Here is a 16,844-nt window from a genome sequence, read left to right as displayed (position 1 = left end):
CCCTCAGACGTTTCTCCTGCCTCCATGCCCGGTATCGCCGGGCATGGCAGAAACCATAAAAACGACTCGCTAACAATAAGAAAGCACCGAGGGAGGTTCGACCCTGATGAAGAGAAAACTCCGCCTGAGGCTCAGCGCCAGCCTGCTGGCCATCGCCACCTGTACCGCCTTGCACGCGCCATCGAGTTTTGCCGCCCGGGATGCCGGCAGCATCCTCAAGGAAACCTGCCAGGGCTGTCACACCCCCGAGGCCGGGGATGCCCTGAGCCGCATCAGCCACCAGCGCAAGACCCCGGAAGGCTGGCTGATGAGCATTGCCCGCATGCAGACCATGCACGGCCTGAAGATCAGCGATGAGGACCGCCGCACCCTGGTCAAGTACCTGGCCGACACCCAGGGCCTGGCCCCCAGCGAGACCGACGGCGTGCGCTATGCCCTGGAGCGGCGCTTGAACACCGTCGAGCACTTCGACGAGCAGACTACCCAGATGTGCGCCCGGTGCCACTCCGGCGCGCGGATCGCCCTGCAACGCCGCCCGGCCCAGGAATGGGAGCGGCTGGTGAACTTCCACCTCGGGCAATGGCCGTCCCTGGAGTACCAGGCGCTGTCCCGCGACCGCGAATGGCTGCCCACCGCGCTCAAGGACATGGTGCCGTTGCTGGCCCAGCGTTATCCCCTCGACAACCCGGCCTGGAAGGCCTGGCAGCAAGCGCGTCCTTCAGCGGCGTCGCTGGTCGGGGACTGGAGTTTCAGCGGCCACCTGCCGGGCAAGGGCGAGCTGGCCGGGGTGATGAGCGTCAGCGCCGGCGAGGGCGATCAGTTCAAGGTCAGCGTCAAGGGCCAGTACGCCGATGGCAGCCCGTTCAATGGCCAGGGCAGCGCGATTCTCTACAACGGTTATGAATGGCGCGGCAATGTCACGGTCGACGGCGTGGTCATGCGCCAGGTGCTGGCGGCCCAGGGCAACGCCCTGCAAGGGCGGATGTTCGAGGCCGAGCACGATGAGCGCGGCCTGGATTTCATCGCCGCCAAACAGGGCAGCCAGCGTCTGCTGGCGGTGCAGCCGGGTTACCTGAAGGCCGGCGCAGAGGCTGAAGTGACCCTGGTGGGCGCGGGCCTCTCCGGCACCCCGAGCTTCGGCAAGGACGTGGAGGTGCTGCAGGTGCTGGAGCAGAGCCCGGAGCGCATCCGCCTCAAGCTCAAGGCCGCGGCCAGCGCCCAGCCGGGGCTGCGCGAAGTCAGTGTCGGCAGCCTCAAGGGCGCCACGCTGGCGGTGTACCAGCGCATCGCCGAGGTCAAGGTGGTGCCGGCGTTCTCGGTGGCGCGGATTGGCGACGGTGGCGGTTCGACGCCCAAGGTCCAGGGCCGCTTCGATGCCGAAGCCTGGGGCCAGGGCGCCGACGGCAAGGCCTATCGTATCGGCGTGATGCCGGCGCAGTGGAAGGTCGAGGCTTTCGACGAGCAGGCGGCCAAGGATGAAGACGTCAAGTACGCCGGCAGCATGCAGGCCGACAGCGGCGTATTCACCCCCGGCGACGCCGGGCCCAACCCGCAGCGCAAGATGTCCACCAACAACGCCGGCAACCTCAAGGTGATCGCCGCCGTGGAGGAGGGGGGCAAGGCCCTGACCGGTGAAGGCCAGCTGATCGTCACCGTGCAACGCTGGAACAATCCACCCATTCCCTGAGGGTCGTCGAGCGATAGCGACAGACACTTTCAGGCAATGACCGCAGGCCCCGACAGCGGGGCGTGCACAGGAGGTTGTAATGGGCGCAATTCTCAATCTGGTGGAGCGCAACCTGCATGAAGTGCAGGTCGACGCCGACCGCATGCTGTTCCATATCCCCAGCAGTTCGCTGTTCGCCAGCGATGCCCTGACCGGCAGCATCATCGATGCCCTGCGCGGCCCGGGCTGTACCCCGCAAGAGCTGATCCAGCGCCTGGGCGGCCGCTATGACGGTGCCGAAATCAGCGACACCCTGCGCGAGCTGATCGCCCTGGAGCTGGTCAGCGATGGCTCGCCCCTGACCCCGGAAATCGGCGTCAAGCGGGTCGAGCGCACGGCGATCAATACCGTGGTGCTCAACGTCAACACCGGCTGCAACCTGAGCTGCACCTACTGCTACAAGGAAGACCTGGACAAGCCCTCGGCGGGCAAGAAGATGGGCCTGGACACGGCCATCGCCTCGGTGGAAATGCTGCTGCAGGAATCCCCCGACGAGGAGCGCTACACCGTGGTGTTCTTCGGCGGCGAGCCGCTGAGCAACCGGCCGCTGATCGAGGCCATGGTGGACTACTGCGAACAGCGCTTTGCCGCTGCCGGCAAGTTCGTCGAGTTCGTCATGACCACCAACGCCACGCTGTTGACCGAGGAGGTGGTGGACTACCTCAACGCCCACCGTTTCGGGCTCTCGGTGAGCATCGACGGGCCCAAGACCGTGCACGACCGCAACCGCATCACCGTGGGCGGGCAGGGCACCTATGATGTGGTGCGGCGCAAGGCGCAAATGCTCCTGGCGCGCTACAACAGTCGCCCGGTGGGTGCCCGGGTGACCCTGACCACCGGCATCACCGACCTTGAGACGATCTGGGATCACCTGTTCAACGAGCTGGGGTTTGCCGAGGTGGGGTTCGCCCCGGTGACCTCCGGGGACATCAGCAGCTTCAACCTCAGCAGCGATGAGCTGATCGAAGTCTTCGCCAGCATGAAACGCCTGGGGCGGCGTTACCTGGACGCGGCGCTGGAGCACCGCAACATCGGTTTCTCCAACCTGCACCAGTTGATCACCGACATCCACGAAGGCCACAAGAAAGCGCTGCCCTGCGGCGCCGGGCTGAAGATGCTGGCGGTGGACCACAAGGGCGAGCTGAACCTGTGCCACCGTTTTACCGGCTCGTCCTTGCCGACCTTCGGCAACGTGCATGACGGCGGGGTCAAGCAGGTGCAGCTCAACGACTTCCTGTCCCAGCGCCTGGACCGCAGCAACACCGGCTGCGACAGCTGCCGCATCCGCAACCTGTGTTCCGGGGGCTGCTACCACGAGAGCTACGCCCGCTACGGCGACCCGGCGCACCCGACCTATCACTACTGCGAACTGATGCGTGACTGGGTGGATTTCGGCATCGAAGTCTACAGCCGGATCATGGCGCACAACCCTGCGTTCATCAGCACTTACATCACTCCGCGCAAGGCTCACTGACATGAAACATCTCAAGCCAATCAACAACAAAGCTCAGAAACTGACCGCGGCGGCCGCCGAGGACCGGATCGAAGAAGTGCTGGCGATGAACTCCGTGGCCGGCTGCGCCTCGACCACCGACCCGGGCTGGGAAATCGACGCCTTTGGCGGCGTCTCGTCGCTGTGCCAGCCGATGGAGGCCGACCTCTACGGCTGCTCCGACCCATGCTGGTGGCCGGCCCAGGTGCCCGACATGATGAGCACCTACCCCGACTGGAACAAGGACGCCCAGGCCTCCAACGACAACTGGCGCAACCTCGGCACTGTCTTCCCGAAAGACAAGTGATGAACAACAAGAAGGATTCCAGCATGCACAGCATCAAAGCCTGCGGCCTGGTCGCACTCGCGGTTCTCGGCGTCTGCTCGTTCAGCGTTCTGGCCGATGAGGGGCTGGCCCTCAACACTGGCCACGAGTACCTGGTGACCACCAACTACCCGAACAACCTGCACGTCATCGATCTGGCCAGCGACAGCCTGTACAAGACCTGCAAGATGCCCGACGCCTTCGGCCCCGGCACCGTGCAACTGTCGCCGGACCGCAAGATCGCCTACGTGTTGAACAACCACTACGCGGATGTCTACGGCGTCGAGCTCGACAGCTGCAAGCAGGTGTTCCACGCCAGCATCACCCAGCACCCGGGGGAGAAGGCGCGCTCGATGTTCGCCTTCACCGTCAGCCACGACGGCAAGGAGCTGTACACCGTGGCCAACCCGACCCTGCTGCTCAATGATCGCTACGAGGTCAAGGAGCCGCGGCTGGATGTCTACGCCACCGATGCCGGGCTCAATGCCAAGCCGGTGCGCAGCTTCCCCGCGCCGCGCCAGCTGACCATCATGCAGAGCGGCGACGACGGCAGCCTGTATGTGGCCGGGCCGGACCTGTACAAGGTCAACGTGCAGACCGGCAAGTTCGACGTGCTGATTCCCAGCCGGCACTGGAAACGCCCCAACTACAGCGCCCCGGACGTGCTCTACATCTGGAACCAGCAGACCTACCGCCACGACTTCTCGCTGCTCTACACCGCGGCGAAATTCAAGGACAAGCAGCAGGACCCGGCGACCGCCGAGCCGCTGTACGGGCTGTTCAGCATTGACTTGAAGACCGGCAAGACGGAAACCACCGACTTCGGCCCCCTGACCGAGATCTACTTCAGCGGCATGCGCTCGCCCAAGGACCCGAACCTGATGTTCGGCGTGCTCAACCGCCTGGCCAAGTACGACATCAAGCAGAAGAAACTGCTCCAGGCCGCGACCCTGGACCATTCCTACTACTGCCTGTCGTTCAACAAGGCCGGGAGCAAGATCTACCTGACGGGGACCTTCAACGACGTGGCGATCTTCGACGCCGAGAGCCTCAAGCAGGTGGGCAAGATCACCCTGCCCGGTGGCGACATGGCGGCCACCACGACGCAGATCTTCATCCGCTGACCCGCCTCCATCGGCCTGCCCGGCTCCTTATGCAGGAGCCGGCTTGCCGGCGAACAGGCCGGCAAGCCGTGCAGCGCCCCCGCTTACGCCTTCGCGGCCCCGCCCGCTCCTACAAGTGGGGCAAGCAATAGGTATCCGTAGGAGCCGGCTTGCCGACGAATGGGCCGGCAAGCCATTCAGCGCCCCCACTGACGCCTTCGCGGGCCAGCCCGCTCCTACAAGGGAGGCGAGCAATACGTACCCGTAGGAGCCGGCTTGCCGGCGAACAGGCCGGCAAGCCATGCAGCGCCCCAGCTGACGCCTTCGCGGGCCAGCCCGCTCCTACAAGGGTGGCGAGCAATAGGTATCCGTAGGAGCCGGCTTGCCGGCGAATGGGCCGGCAAGCCATGCAGCGCCCCCGCTGACGCCTTCGCGGGCCCGCCTGCTCCTACAAGGGAGGCGAGCAATAGGTATCCGTAGGAGCCGGCTGGCCGGCGAATGGGCCGGCAAGTCAGGCAGCGCCCCCACCAACGCAGTCGCGGGCCCGCCCGTTCCTAGAGGCCCGGTACCGGGCAGCTCAAATCGCCTTCCTGGCATTTGAGGTAGGTCTTGAAGTTTTCCACCCGGGCCTTGGTCAAGGCCGTGGTGCAGTTGCTGTAGACCAGTGGATACACGCTGCCACCTTCGACCCCCGAGGACGAGAACTCGCACTCGGCATCCCGGAACGCCACCCAGGCCCGTTGTGCACTGACCAGCAGTTTCTTGGCCTGTGGCTGGTCTTTCAGGCGCAGGTTGATCTGCTGGTAGAGGTTGTTCAGTTGCTTGTCGGCCGCCTGGAATTGCCGGCCGGCGCACTGGTTCATATCGCTTTGGGTGGTGGCACTGTCGCACTCGTCGGCCTGGGCCAACGGGGCGAGCAGCAGCGGCGCAAGGGCCAGGAACAGGATCGCACGCATGGAACATCTCGCTATCGGGTCAAGGGGTGGACATGCAGTCTAGTCGCGGCTGGGTTGCCATTCGGGCCAGCGCTCCAGCGCCTCGTGGGCCAGCCAGGGCACATCGTGGGCGGTCCAGATATGCACCTGCGGGGTTTGCCCCGGATCATCGTCCAGGGTCGCCACCCGCAGGATCACATGGGGCTGGCCCGGTCGCTCGGCCAGCAGATGAGAACCGCACACCGAGCAGAAGTGCCGCAGCTTGCCCGGCGACGATTCGAACGCACGCAGCAGCTCCTGGCCACGGGTCCAGCGAAAATGCTCGCGCATGACCCCGGCGGTGGAGGCGAAGGCCGCGGCATGGGCCTTGCGGCAGGTCTGGCAGTGACAATGGCCGATGGGCATGTCCAGGCGATCGACCTGGTATTGCACGCCCCGGCACAGGCAACTGCCGTTGAGGGGCCGGGCCGGTTGTTGGCGCTGGGCGGCCTGCAGCAATTGATCGGCCATGGCCTGGATCTCCTCGGCCATGTGCAGGCAGGCCAGCCAGTGCGGCGGTATGCCCTGGACCCCGTAGAAGGCGCCTGCCAACTGGCCGACGATGGCCGCGGTGGTGTCGGCGTCCTCCCCCAGGTTGGCGGCGGCGAGCACTGCGTCGGCGAAGCTGTCGCTGTGCTGGAAGCACCACAGCGCCGCCTCCAGGGAGTCGACGCAATAACCGTTGCCACGGATCTGCTCACGGGTTTTGTGCAGATAACCGCCCTGGGCCAGGGCCACGACCTTGCTCTGGCTCAACCCCGTGGTATCGAGCCGTTGCAGTTCAAGCTTGCTGGCGCCGCCCAGGGCCTTGGCGATCAACCCGGCCAGCAACTGGCAGCATTCGACGGCTTCGGCGGCGCCATGGGTGGTGCGCGAACTGGCGCCGGCCAATTCGCGCACCCGCTGCAGATCGGGGTAGTGGAACAGCACCACCGGCGTCAGGCGCATCAACGACCCATTGCCCGCGGTCTGCGGGTCGGTGGAACCGGCAAAGGGCCGGCCGTGCTCCTGAAAGTCGATCAGGGCCTGGCGCACGGTCATGCCGATGTCGAAGCATTCGCCGGTGGCGCTCAGGTAGCCCCATTGCCACCAGTTGAGGTAGCGGCCCATCTGGTCGGTCGGGTCGAAGCCGTTCTTGTGCAGCAGGCTCTCACCCAGGCACAGGGCCATGGAGGTGTCGTCGGTCCACTGTCCGGGCTTGAGGTTGAACGGCCCGCCACCCAGCAGATCGGTGAGCGGCGCGAAGCTGCCGCGGGGCTTGAATTCGACGCTGGTGCCGACGGCGTCACCACAGGCCAGGCCCAGGAGGCTGCCGCGGTAGCGGTCGATAAGAGAGAGGGGCATGGCAAATCCTTTGCAGAGACAGGTGCGCCGGCGACAGTAGCATTTTTCATGGCGCGCGATCAGGCGTGCCTTCGGCCGGATAAAGGTTGCGCTCGAAGCAGAGCGGTCTAGTGTTCATCACTGGAGGTGACTTATGAACGCTTCAGATCGCATTGAACGCAAGATCCTGCTGCATGCCCGTCCGGCGCAGGTGTGGGCGGCGCTGAGCGAGGCCGAGCAATTTGGCCGCTGGTTCGGCGTGGCCCTGCAGGGCCAGCATTTCATCCCCGGCCAGCGTGTCCGCGGTGCCGTCACTTACCAAGGCTACGAACACCTGACCTGGGATGCGCAGGTGGAACAGATGCTGCCCGAGGAGTTGTTCTCCTTCCGCTGGCACCCTTACGCCATCGACCCGACGCATGACTACTCGGCCGAGCCCACCACCCTGGTGCAGTTCGAACTGGAGGAGCATGGCGGCGGCACCTTGCTGCGGGTCATCGAGTCGGGCTTCGACGGCATTCCCGGTGAGCGCCGGCTCAAGGCCTTTCGCATGAACAGCCGGGGCTGGGACGAACAGATGGGCAATATCGAGAACTACCTGCAGCAGGGCTGAAGTACAGCCGCATTCAGCCGCAACTGGCGGGTTGCAGATCAGGCCGCACAGCTTGAAACTCGCCGCTCGCCGCTCGCCGCTCGCCGCTCGCCGCTTATCGCTTATCGCCTGGAGCTGTCCCCTTGTTTGCAACCTATGTAGACCGCTGGCGCCTGACGGCGGATGGCGAGCCCATCGTCACCTCGGGCAGCCGGCTGTTGCCAGTGCGTCTGCAAGACGGTGCGCCGGCCATGTTGAAGATTGCCCTGGACGAAGATGAGCGGGCCGGCAATCGCTTGATGGTCTGGTGGGCCGGGGAGGGCGCGGCGCGGGTCCATGCCCAGGAGGACGATGCACTGTTGATGGAGCGCGCCATGGGCACGGCGTCATTGATGCGCATGGCCCAGGCTGGCCAGCACGATGAGGTCAGCCATATCGTCTGCGCCACCCTGCAGAAGCTGCACCGGCCACGGGCGCAACCCCAGCCATCGCTGGTGCCGCTGGATCGCTGGTTTAGCGACCTGCGCGAGGCGGCGGCGCAGCAGGGCGGGTTGTTCCGGCGCTGCCTGGCGCAAGCCGATCAACTGCTGGCCACGCCCCGGGAACCGGTGGTGCTGCACGGAGATGTACACCACGACAATGTGCTGGATTTCGCCGAGGGCGGCTGGCGGGTGATCGACCCCAAGCGGGTCCATGGCGAACGCACCTTCGATTTCGCCAACCTGATCTGCAACCCGGATTTGCCCAACGCCACCGACCCGGTGCGCTTTGCCCGCCAGGTGCAGGTGATTGCCCGGGCCGCGCAACTGGAGCCGCGACGCCTGGTGCAATGGGTGCTGGCCTTCAGTGGTCTGTCCGCTGCCTGGTTTCTCCAGGACGATCATCAGCCCGGGGCGCAGCACCAGCTCAAGCTCGCGGCGTTGGCCGCACAGGCACTGGAGGGCTGAGCTGGGGGTTTGCGTAGGTGCGGTATAGCGAATTTCCTACACGCGCTGTAATTCAATGCGCCTTCTGCGCCCCCGGCTTTGTGTTTAATCTTCTTTCCCACAACTGCAGCGCAGGAAGCGCTCAGGATCAGGGAAGGTCGACCATTAGCACGGATGCTGCAGACAGGAAGTCATGATGGTCTTGGAAAAAACCCGCTTCGGCGGGTTTTTTTTCGTCCGGCCATTGACGCCCTTCAGCGGGTGATTTCGTTACGGACCTTCTCCAGGGCCTGCTGCAGCAGCGGCAGGCCGATGGAGCCCAGGGCCAGGCGCAACGCCTGGGGTACGTGGGCGGTGGTGGCGAAGGGTTCGGCCGAGGTCACGGTGATTCCCTGCTGCTCCAGGGCCGTCACGACCCCATCGGCCCGCAGCCCTTCCGGCAGTTTCAGCCAGAGAAAATACGATGAAGGGTAGGCCTGGTAGTCGCAGCCCTTGAGCACCCGCGCGGCCAGTTGCTGGCGGCGCCGGGCGTCGTTGCGTTTCTGCTCTTCCAGGCTGTCCACCAGCCCCGACTCGATCCAGCGGCAGCCCAGGGTCACGGTCAGCGATGGCGTGCTCCAGGTCGACACGCGAATCGCTCGCTCCAGGGCCGGGATCATCTCCAGCGGCGCGACGATGAACCCCAGGCGCAATCCCGACGCCACGCTTTTCGACAGCCCGGAAATGTACAGCGTGCGTTCCGGGGCCAGGGTCTGCAGCGGCACCGGCGCCGGTTCGGCGAGAAAGGCATAGGCGCCGTCCTCGATCAGCAGCAGGTCATGCTCGCGAGCCAGTTGCACCAGGCGCCGGCGTTCGGCCAGGGGCATCACCGTGCCCAGCGGGTTGTGCAGGGTCGGCATGCAGTACAGCGCCCGCACCGGGCGCCGGCGGCACAGGGCCTGCAGGGCGTCGAGGTCCATCTGCCCGTTGTGCTGGGGCAGCGGCTCCAGATCCAGGCGCTGGACCTGGGCCAGGGCCTTGAGCCCCGGGTAGGTCAGGGCGTCCACCGCCAGGATGTCCCCGGGCTGCAGCTGCGCCAGCAAGCTCACCGCCAGCCCTTGCTGGGCGCCATTGACGATCAGCACCTGTTCGCCCGCGACACGGATCTCACGGTTGCGCAGGTGGCGCGCGGCGGTCTGCCGTTCGTGGGGGCGACCGCCCTGGGGCGCCGAGTGCAGCAGCGCATCCAGGTCGCCGGAGGCGGCCATCGCCCGCAGCCCCTCGCGCAGGCTTTCTGCCTGGCCGGGCAGGGACGGGTAGTTGAACGCCAGGTCCACCGAGGCGGCGCTGGCCGGGTGCTGCTCCAGGCCCATGCCCCGCGGCAGGCTGGTGTCGCGGACAAAGGTGCCGCGCCCGGGCTCGCCGACCACCAGGCCGATGGCCTCCAGCTCGTGATAGACCCGCAGCGCCGTGGCCAGGGCCACCTGCTCGCTGGCCATCAGCGCACGCACCGTGGGCAGTTGGGTGCCGGGGCACAGCTGACCGCTGCGGATGCGCTGGGCGAAGTGGTCGACGATGGTTTTGTAGCGGGTACGGCGCATGTTCGACCACCTTATGTATCTAGAACACTTTTTTGTTTGTATCAGATAGGGACTCTAATCTAGCGACTTTTGCGCAGGAGCACACGGGCATGCCGGACCTGACCACCCTGTCGATCTTCCTGGGCGCGGTGCTGCTGTTGCTGCTGTCGCCGGGACCGAACATGGCGTTTGTCATCAGCCACGGCGTGGCCTACGGCTGGCGCGGTGGCGTGGCTTCGGGGCTGGGCATCGGCGCGGCGGATATCGGCCTGACCCTGCTCACGGCCACCGGGGTGACCGCCGTGGTGGCCAGCTGGCCCCCAGCGTTCGAGCTGATGCGCTATGCCGGGGTCGCCTACCTGCTGTGGCTGGCCTGGAAGGCCCTGGGCAAGCGCGGCGCCCTGCACCTGGCCGAGCCGGCGCGGGTGCCGCTGAGCACGGTGTTTGTCCGGGCCCTGTGCAACAGCCTGCTGAACCCCAAGGCGCTGTTGTTCTTCATGGTCTTCCTGCCGCAGTTCGTACGCCCCGAGCGCGGCAGCATCGCCGTGCAACTGGTGGTCCTGGGCTTGCTGCTGACCCTGGTCAGCGGGGTCTTTCACACCAGCCTGGGGATCTTCGGCGCGGCCCTGGGTCGGGGCCTGCCCAGCGGCGATTCGCGGCTGGCCCGCTGGCAATCCTGGCTGCTGGCGGCGGTGCTGCTGGCCCTGGCCCTGCGCCTGGCGCTGCTGGCGCGCCCGGTCTGATCCATCACCCCCCAAGGAGTTTGCCCATGTACATCGCCGCCTTTATCTACCAGCCGGGCCAGCGCGACGAGGAGTTCCACCGCCTCAGCGCGCTGATCGATGAAATTGCCATCAGCCTGCCGGGCTTCGTCGGCGCCCAATCCTGGACCAGCGCCGACCAGGGGCTGATCAACGCCAGCTACTACTGGGAGGACGAAGCCTCGATCCAGGCCTTCGCCAGCCACCCCAGGCACCTCGAGGCCAAGCGCCAGTACCGGCGCTGGTACGCCGGTTATCAGGTGGTGATTTCCAGGGTCGAGCGCACCTATGGCGATGGCGCCATTACCCAGTTGCTCGGCAATGCCCGCCAGGGCCCAGTGCTGCGTGCCTGAGCCGTGCCCGGAGCCTCAGTCGGCGTGGTCAGCCGGCGTGCAACCTGGCCGCCGCGCGCAGGGTGATTTCCCGGCGCTTGTGCAGCGACTCCGTGGTGCGCTGGCGGGCGAGCTGCACCACGCTGGCCGGCGCGGTGTCCGGGCTGCCGGCCTCGAACGGCGGCGCCGGGGCGTATTCCAGTTGCAACTGCACCAGTTGCGCGGTGGCGGCGTCGAACAGTTCGGCGGCCAGGGTCAGGGCGAAGTCGATGCCGGCGGTGATGCCGCCGCCGGTCAGCAGGTTGCCGTCGCGCACCACCCGTTCGCGCACCGGGATCGCCCCCAGCGGCGCCAGCAGGTCGTGGTAGGCCCAGTGGGTGGTGGCGCGCTTGCCCTGCAGCAGGCCGGCGGCGCCGAGCACCAGGGCGCCGGTGCACACCGAGGTCAGGTAGCGCACCCGGGCCGCCTGCTGGCGGATGAAGGCCAGGGTCTGCGGGTCTTCCATCAGCGCCCCGACCCCGGCGCCACCGGGGATGCAGAGCACATCCAGCGGCGGGCAGTCGGCAAAACCGGTGCTGGCCTGCAGCACCAGCCCGGAGCTGGTCACCACCGGCCCCGGCTCCTTCCAGATCAGATGCACCTGCACATCCGGCAGCGAGGCCAGCACGTCGTGGGGACCGGTCAGGTCCAGCTGCTGGACCTCTGGAAACAACAGAAAACCTATCTGTAACGCCATGGCCTGTTCCTTGTGTCGATGAAGTGGACGGCCTGACTCTAGCGCTCTAGGCTTTGGCGTATTCGCCAACCTGCCCTCGATTTACGCCAATCATGTCCACTGCGCCGAAAAACGTATTTGTCCTGGCTTTTGCCAATCACCAGTTGCTGGACGTCACCGGCCCCTTGCAGGTGTTCGCGTCGGCCAATGACCGGGCCCGCGGCCTGGGTCTGCCCTTGCCCTACCATCCGCGGGTGATCGCCAGCCCGGGTGGGGCGACCCTGAGTTCATCGGGGCTGGCGCTGCTGGCCGATGCCTTGCCAGCGCCGGAAGTGGCCTGCGACACCTTGATCGTTGCCGGCGGTTGGGGCGTCTACGAGGCGGCTCGGGACCCGCAGTTGGTGGCCTGGGTCGCTCAGCGCGCGGCGACCTCGCGGCGCGTGGCCTCGGTCTGCACCGGGGCCTTTCTGCTGGCGGCCAGCGGCTGGCTGGACGGGCGCCGGGTGGTCACCCACTGGACCCGCTGCGAGCAGTTGGCCGAGCAATACCCGCAGCTGCAGGTGGAGCCCAACCCGATCTTCATCAACGACGGCCCGGTGTGGACTTCGGCTGGGGTCACCGCCGGCATCGACCTGGCCCTGGCCCTGGTGGAGGCCGACCTGGGCCGCGAGGCGGCGCTGGAGGTGGCCCGGCAACTGGTGGTGTTTCTCAAGCGTCCGGGCGGCCAGTCGCAGTTCAGCGTGACCCTGTCGCTGCAAAACCAGGGCGGGCGTTTCGATGGGCTGCACGCCTGGATCGCCGAGAATCTCGGTCGCGAGCTGACGCTGCCGGTGCTGGCCCAGCAGGCGGGCATGAGCGAGCGCAGTTTCGTTCGCCACTACCGCGCCGACACCGGCCGGACCCCGGCCCGGGCGATCGAGCAGATCCGGGTGGAAACCGCGCGACGCCTGCTGGTCGACACCGGCCTGCCGATCAAGCGCATCGCCGCGCAATGCGGTTTTGGCAGTGAAGAAACCCTGCGCCGCAGCCTGCTGCGAGCCCTGGGGGTGACGCCCCAGGCCTACCGCGAACGTTTCGCCGCCACCGAGCAGGCCTGAGCCTGGGGCGCGGGGGTCAGCCTTCGACCAGGCTCAGCTGGCCGTCGCTATACAGCACTTCGCGACCGACCCAGGCCGGGTCGACCTGGGGCAGCACCGCCGAGGGCTTGCGCAGCTCGCGCAGCAGGGTCGAGCCGTGGGACAGGCGCCCGCCCATGCGCGCGATCACCGCTCGGGCCTGTTGGTAGTGGGCATGGCGCCCGGGGTCGAGGGTGTCTTCCAGGAGAATGTCGACCCCCAATACGCCCTGGACCTGCCCCGGATAGATCATGAAGCCCGCGGCCTGTTCGCTGCCTTCGCGGCCGTCCTGCCAGAAGCTGCCGCCGCGGCTGCGCACCTGCTCGTGGGGGGCGAACCAGTAGTCGCGATCGGCCTCGGGCACGGCGTGGTGCAGGCGGAAAAAGATCCGCATCAGGTTGTCCCGGTACCACTCGCGCACTTGCAGGTAGTAGCCGCGCATGCCCGGCAAACCCAGGCGGTGGGCCAGGATGATGGCCGGGCTCCAGTACGGGAAAGCCTGCAGCGGCAACTCGGTGCAGGGCGGGCGCGGGGTGCCGGGGTCGGTTTCCCAGGGCAGGCGATGGGGGCTGTGGTCCAGGTTGTCGTAGGCGGTGGGCGGGCGCCCCAGCAGTGCGCCGCCGCTGCTGGCCAGGGCGGTGGCGATGCACAGGTTGCCCTGCACCACGAACACGTAGAAGCGGCTGAACCAGTCCGCCAGTTGCTGGCCGTCGGCAGCACCCTGGTGCAACTGCGCCAACTCGTCATCGAAGCGCCGCAGGCCGCGTTCCAGGGTCAGCAGATGGCCGCGGGCGATGTGCTGCATGCGCAGGAAACGCGGCAGCGAACGCAGCAGTCGCAGCGGGCGCAAAGGCAGCTCCGGGGTGGCGCCACCGACTTCCCCGGCGTAGCTGGAGGAGGGCAGGCCCCAGTCGGCCAGGCGCGCCAGGAACAGGTCGTTGTTGATGTAGGAAGCACCGCCGAACACCGCGGTGAAGGGTTCGTTGTCCTGCAGCACCCGGCTGTCCCAGCGGGCCATGATCGCCGGAATGCTCGCCGCCGCGCGGCGCTGGCCGTACTCGACGAAACGGCTGGGCTGGGGCGGCAGGATCTCGGCGATATTGGCCGCGGTCAGGTGCCGGCGCCAGCCGTAGTCGCTGATCGGGCGGTACTGTAGCAGCCACAGTTGCTGGCCGTCCCAGGCCCATTCGACATCGCCGGGCACGTAGTGAAAGGTCTTCAGCACCCCTTGCAGGAAGTCCCACAAGGCCCTGGCGCTCAGGCCCTGGGTGCTGGCGAAGGCGCCGCTTTCCCAGGCCGGGCCCAGGCGCGAAAGAATCGCCCGCTGCGGGCTGACCTGGCCGTCGGCGAGGCGTTCCAGATGGCCTTCGACCCATTCCAGTTCCACCGAGAGATGGCGCACGAAGGCGATACCCGAAAGGGTCGGCTGGATGAAACGCTGCACCACCACTTCCTCGACCCCGGCGTCGCGCAGCTCGCTGATGCGCGCCGGCACGTCCGCGCTGGCGACCCGCAGGTAAGTGGTGCTCAGGCCGGCATTGGCCGAGTCGGCCTGATCCTCGCCGTAGCTGGAGGAACGCACCGCCCACAGCGCCGCGGGCTGGCTGCCGAGCAGGGCCGGCAGGCGCGGGTCGCCGGCGCTGTCCAGGGACAGGGCGCTGGGCACCGGCTGGCCGGCCAGTTGCGCCAGGTGCAGGCGGCCGCCCTTGGTGTGGGCGACAAAGCCCGGATCGGCGGACTCCAGCCAGGCGACGAACTGGGCCGGTGCATCGACCCAGGGGTAATGGCCCCAACCCGGCTGCAGGCTGACCCGCAGGTCGGCCCGGGCCAGGATCGCCGACCAGGCCGCGGCCTGGGCCACTCCCAGCAGCCGGTCCTGATCGCCCCAGACCAGGTGCACCGGGTCCTTGATCCACTCCAGCAGCGGCAGCGCGGTGTCGGCCCGCAGCTGTTGCCACAGCGGCACGAACGCCCGGCAGCGGGCATAGCCCGAACCCATGCGCCGGTATTGCTCCTGGGTCCATGGCTGGCGCGAGAACTTGCCGGCGAACAGGGTCGGTTTATGGCTCAGCAGGCCATGAATCAGCAGGCGCGCCGGCAGCGGCGACATCAGCGCCGGCAAGCGCCGTTGCCAGAGAAAGGCCCCCACCGGCGACAGCAGCACGCTGCGGCAGAAATGCCCGGGGCGGCGTTGCAAGGCGTGCAGCACGATCAGCGCGCTGACCCCCACCGCGACAATCGCGTTGCCCGGCGCCGTCATGCCCAGCAGGGCCTCGGCGTATTCACCCAGGTCCTGGCAGGGCGGCAGCGGGTTGTCGCCAAACCCCGGCAGCTCCAGGGGTTGCACCTGATAGCGCTGGAAGTGCGGCAGGGCATCGTCCCACCAGTCGGCGGCGCTGCCATTGCCCGCCATCAGGTACAACAGGGGCTTGCTCATGGGCATTCCTCAGCTCAGGTCAGGTCGCGCAGGGCCGCGTCCAGGGTCGGGTAACGGAAGCGGTAGCCGGCCTGCAGCAGGCGCGCGGGCACCACCTTCTGGCCGTCGAAGAACAGCTCGGCCATTTCCCCGGCCAGGGCCCGCACCGGCGCGGCCGGCACATGCAGCCACACCGGGCGCTTGAGCACCTTGCCGGCGGTGGCGGCGAAGGTGCCCTGGCTCACCGCTTCCGGCGCCACCATGTTGTAGGTGCCGGACAGCGACGTGTCGTTGATCGCCCGGGCCATCACCTGCAACACGTCGTCGCGGTGCACCCAGCTCATGATCTGCCGACCATCGCCCATGCGTCCGCCAAAGCCGAAATGGAAGGGCAGCAGCAGCGGCTTCAGGGCGCCGCCGGGACCGAACACGATGCCCAGGCGCAGCACCACCTGCCGCACGCCGAAGCGGGTCGCCGGCTCCGCCGAGGATTCCCAGCGCGCGCACAGGTCGGCCATGAAGCCTTCGCCGCGCTCGGCGTTTTCATCCAGGCTCTGGCTGGCGTCGCGCACCCCGTAGAAACCGATGGCCGACGCCTGGATCCACAGCTCCGGCTTGTGCTGGGCGTGTTGCAGCCAGTTGAGCAGGGCTTCGGTGGTGCCGACCCGGCTGGCCAGCAGTTGCGCCTGGCGCTTGGCGGTCCAGCGTGGTCCGGCCACCGGGGCGCCGGCCAGGTTGATGATCACGTCGAAGGCTTCGCCATGGCCCAGCTTGCTCAACGAGCGCAAGCAGCGGGCGCGGCCGTCGAACAGGTAGGCGGCGCGCAGCGGGTCGCGGGCCAGCACGCTGACCGTGTGCCCGGCATCCAGCAGTTGGTTGACCAGGGTTTCACCGATAAAGCCGGTGCCGCCGGTGACCAGCACGCGCTTGCCGCGGCCGCCGGCAAAGGGATTGGCGCCCTGGCCCTGGCGTTGCAGGCGCAAGGCCGCCAGGCCGTCACGAATCCCCGAGGCCGTCACACCGACGGCGAACAGGCTCAGGGCCCAGCCTTGCCAACCCAGGTCGATAGGGCTCAAGGCGCTGGGCAGGCGCGACCACTCCAGCAGTTGCAGGCCGTACAGGGCGAAGAAGGCCCCGGCATTGATCGCCAGCACCGTGTGCATGATGCGTTCGATGGCCGGCAGCTTGCGGCTGCGGTCCTCGACCACGAAGTCCCACAGGGTCAGGCCGATTTCCAGGGCGAACAGCACCGCGATCACCAGCGCCCAGATGCCCTGGAACGCCAGGTGGGCGATGCCCATGAACAGCACGCCGTAGAAGCACGAGCGCAGGGCATGGATCGCCAGCTCCTTGCGCGCACCATGGCGTTGCGGCAGGGCCACGGTGAGTTCGTGATGGTAGATCGTATCCAGGGCGCCGAGCACGCCCTGGGCGAGCAACAGGGCGATGGCCCACTGCAGGATTGGCAAATCAGCCACGATGGTG

15 protein-coding genes and 1 pseudogene are annotated in these 16,844 nt (G+C 67.3%); 9 read left to right on the top strand and 7 right to left on the bottom strand.

Annotated elements, in window-relative coordinates; translation table 11 throughout:
* Window positions 1-106 precede the first annotated feature (106 nt).
* The 4 genes from peaA (at window position 107) to peaD (ending at window position 4,667) form a co-directional block, all read left to right on the top strand.
* Entirely contained in the window at window positions 107-1,687 is a 1,581-nt protein-coding gene (gene peaA / locus PST29_RS20515; RefSeq protein WP_060844221.1) for a quinohemoprotein amine dehydrogenase subunit alpha, read from the top strand.
* A 79-nt stretch (window positions 1,688-1,766) separates the two neighbouring features.
* On the top strand, window positions 1,767-3,200 hold the full coding sequence (peaB, locus tag PST29_RS20510) for a quinohemoprotein amine dehydrogenase maturation protein (protein WP_060844220.1): 1,434 nt from the start codon (window positions 1,767-1,769) through the stop codon (window positions 3,198-3,200).
* A 1-nt stretch (window position 3,201) separates the two neighbouring features.
* The gene (gene qhpC / locus PST29_RS20505; protein WP_060840310.1) at window positions 3,202-3,525 is read left to right on the top strand and encodes a quinohemoprotein amine dehydrogenase subunit gamma; all 324 of its coding nucleotides are present in this window, start codon (window positions 3,202-3,204) and stop codon (window positions 3,523-3,525) included.
* Between the two features lie 23 nt (window positions 3,526-3,548).
* Entirely contained in the window at window positions 3,549-4,667 is a 1,119-nt protein-coding gene (gene peaD, locus PST29_RS20500; RefSeq protein WP_060845162.1) for a quinohemoprotein amine dehydrogenase subunit beta, read from the top strand.
* 533 nt (window positions 4,668-5,200) lie between these two features.
* On the opposite strand, the gene PST29_RS20495 is transcribed toward peaD, so the two are convergent.
* The 3 genes and pseudogenes from PST29_RS20495 to PST29_RS20490 all read right to left on the bottom strand — a co-directional run.
* Complete coding sequence (locus PST29_RS20495; RefSeq protein ID WP_047305444.1) at window positions 5,201-5,602, bottom strand: lysozyme inhibitor LprI family protein; 402 nt, start codon at window positions 5,600-5,602, stop codon at window positions 5,201-5,203.
* A 39-nt stretch (window positions 5,603-5,641) separates the two neighbouring features.
* On the bottom strand, window positions 5,642-6,076 hold the full coding sequence (locus PST29_RS32460; RefSeq protein WP_442966413.1) for a GFA family protein: 435 nt from the start codon (window positions 6,074-6,076) through the stop codon (window positions 5,642-5,644).
* Window positions 6,050-6,964, bottom strand: a pseudogene (locus tag PST29_RS20490) (ADP-ribosylglycohydrolase family protein); the annotation flags it as partial. The pseudogene PST29_RS20490 and the gene PST29_RS32460, both read right to left, overlap by 27 nt.
* A gap of 133 nt (window positions 6,965-7,097) precedes the next feature.
* On the opposite strand from PST29_RS20490, the gene PST29_RS20485 reads away from it, so the two are divergent.
* Entirely contained in the window at window positions 7,098-7,556 is a 459-nt protein-coding gene (locus tag PST29_RS20485) for an SRPBCC family protein (RefSeq protein WP_060840307.1), read from the top strand.
* Between the two features lie 122 nt (window positions 7,557-7,678).
* On the top strand, window positions 7,679-8,482 hold the full coding sequence (locus PST29_RS20480; protein ID WP_060844218.1) for an aminoglycoside phosphotransferase family protein: 804 nt from the start codon (window positions 7,679-7,681) through the stop codon (window positions 8,480-8,482).
* Between the two features lie 233 nt (window positions 8,483-8,715).
* On the opposite strand, the gene PST29_RS20475 is transcribed toward PST29_RS20480, so the two are convergent.
* On the bottom strand, window positions 8,716-10,041 hold the full coding sequence (locus PST29_RS20475; protein ID WP_060840305.1) for an aminotransferase-like domain-containing protein: 1,326 nt from the start codon (window positions 10,039-10,041) through the stop codon (window positions 8,716-8,718).
* A gap of 89 nt (window positions 10,042-10,130) precedes the next feature.
* Between PST29_RS20475 and PST29_RS20470 the strand changes: the two genes are divergently transcribed.
* Together PST29_RS20470 and PST29_RS20465 are read left to right on the top strand one after the other, a co-directional pair.
* Window positions 10,131-10,763, top strand: a complete 633-nt coding sequence (locus PST29_RS20470) for a LysE family translocator (protein ID WP_060844217.1) — start codon at window positions 10,131-10,133, stop codon at window positions 10,761-10,763.
* A gap of 26 nt (window positions 10,764-10,789) precedes the next feature.
* Entirely contained in the window at window positions 10,790-11,134 is a 345-nt protein-coding gene (locus PST29_RS20465) for an antibiotic biosynthesis monooxygenase family protein (RefSeq protein ID WP_060840303.1), read from the top strand.
* Window positions 11,135-11,162: 28 nt separating this feature from the next.
* Here the strand turns inward: PST29_RS20465 and inhA are convergent, their stop codons facing one another.
* On the bottom strand, window positions 11,163-11,849 hold the full coding sequence (inhA, locus tag PST29_RS20460; protein ID WP_060840302.1) for an isonitrile hydratase: 687 nt from the start codon (window positions 11,847-11,849) through the stop codon (window positions 11,163-11,165).
* 92 nt (window positions 11,850-11,941) lie between these two features.
* Between inhA and PST29_RS20455 the strand changes: the two genes are divergently transcribed.
* Entirely contained in the window at window positions 11,942-12,925 is a 984-nt protein-coding gene (locus PST29_RS20455; protein ID WP_060844216.1) for a GlxA family transcriptional regulator, read from the top strand.
* A 16-nt stretch (window positions 12,926-12,941) separates the two neighbouring features.
* On the opposite strand, the gene PST29_RS20450 is transcribed toward PST29_RS20455, so the two are convergent.
* Together PST29_RS20450 and PST29_RS20445 are read right to left on the bottom strand one after the other, a co-directional pair.
* Window positions 12,942-15,380, bottom strand: coding sequence for an alpha/beta hydrolase (locus tag PST29_RS20450; protein ID WP_060844215.1), 2,439 nt, complete (start codon window positions 15,378-15,380; stop codon window positions 12,942-12,944).
* A 14-nt stretch (window positions 15,381-15,394) separates the two neighbouring features.
* On the bottom strand, window positions 15,395-16,837 hold the full coding sequence (locus PST29_RS20445; RefSeq protein WP_060840299.1) for a TIGR01777 family oxidoreductase: 1,443 nt from the start codon (window positions 16,835-16,837) through the stop codon (window positions 15,395-15,397).
* Between the last annotated feature and the right edge of the window lie 7 nt (window positions 16,838-16,844).

This window comes from Pseudomonas sp. St29, from assembly GCF_001547915.1.
In the GTDB taxonomy this organism is placed as follows: domain Bacteria; phylum Pseudomonadota; class Gammaproteobacteria; order Pseudomonadales; family Pseudomonadaceae; genus Aquipseudomonas.
This window is presented reverse-complemented; position numbering and strand designations above follow the sequence as displayed.

Coding starts and splice junctions, on each gene's coding strand:
- PST29_RS20485 (WP_060840307.1), top strand. CDS start 7,098: ATGAACGCTTCAGATCGCATTGAACGCAAGATCCTGCTGCATGCCCGT.
- PST29_RS20450 (WP_060844215.1), bottom strand. CDS start 15,380: ATGAGCAAGCCCCTGTTGTACCTGATGGCGGGCAATGGCAGCGCCGCC.
- PST29_RS20455 (WP_060844216.1), top strand. CDS start 11,942: ATGTCCACTGCGCCGAAAAACGTATTTGTCCTGGCTTTTGCCAATCAC.
- PST29_RS20475 (WP_060840305.1), bottom strand. CDS start 10,041: ATGCGCCGTACCCGCTACAAAACCATCGTCGACCACTTCGCCCAGCGC.
- PST29_RS20470 (WP_060844217.1), top strand. CDS start 10,131: ATGCCGGACCTGACCACCCTGTCGATCTTCCTGGGCGCGGTGCTGCTG.
- peaD (WP_060845162.1), top strand. CDS start 3,549: ATGCACAGCATCAAAGCCTGCGGCCTGGTCGCACTCGCGGTTCTCGGC.
- qhpC (WP_060840310.1), top strand. CDS start 3,202: ATGAAACATCTCAAGCCAATCAACAACAAAGCTCAGAAACTGACCGCG.
- PST29_RS20495 (WP_047305444.1), bottom strand. CDS start 5,602: ATGCGTGCGATCCTGTTCCTGGCCCTTGCGCCGCTGCTGCTCGCCCCG.
- inhA (WP_060840302.1), bottom strand. CDS start 11,849: ATGGCGTTACAGATAGGTTTTCTGTTGTTTCCAGAGGTCCAGCAGCTG.
- peaA (WP_060844221.1), top strand. CDS start 107: ATGAAGAGAAAACTCCGCCTGAGGCTCAGCGCCAGCCTGCTGGCCATC.
- peaB (WP_060844220.1), top strand. CDS start 1,767: ATGGGCGCAATTCTCAATCTGGTGGAGCGCAACCTGCATGAAGTGCAG.
- PST29_RS20465 (WP_060840303.1), top strand. CDS start 10,790: ATGTACATCGCCGCCTTTATCTACCAGCCGGGCCAGCGCGACGAGGAG.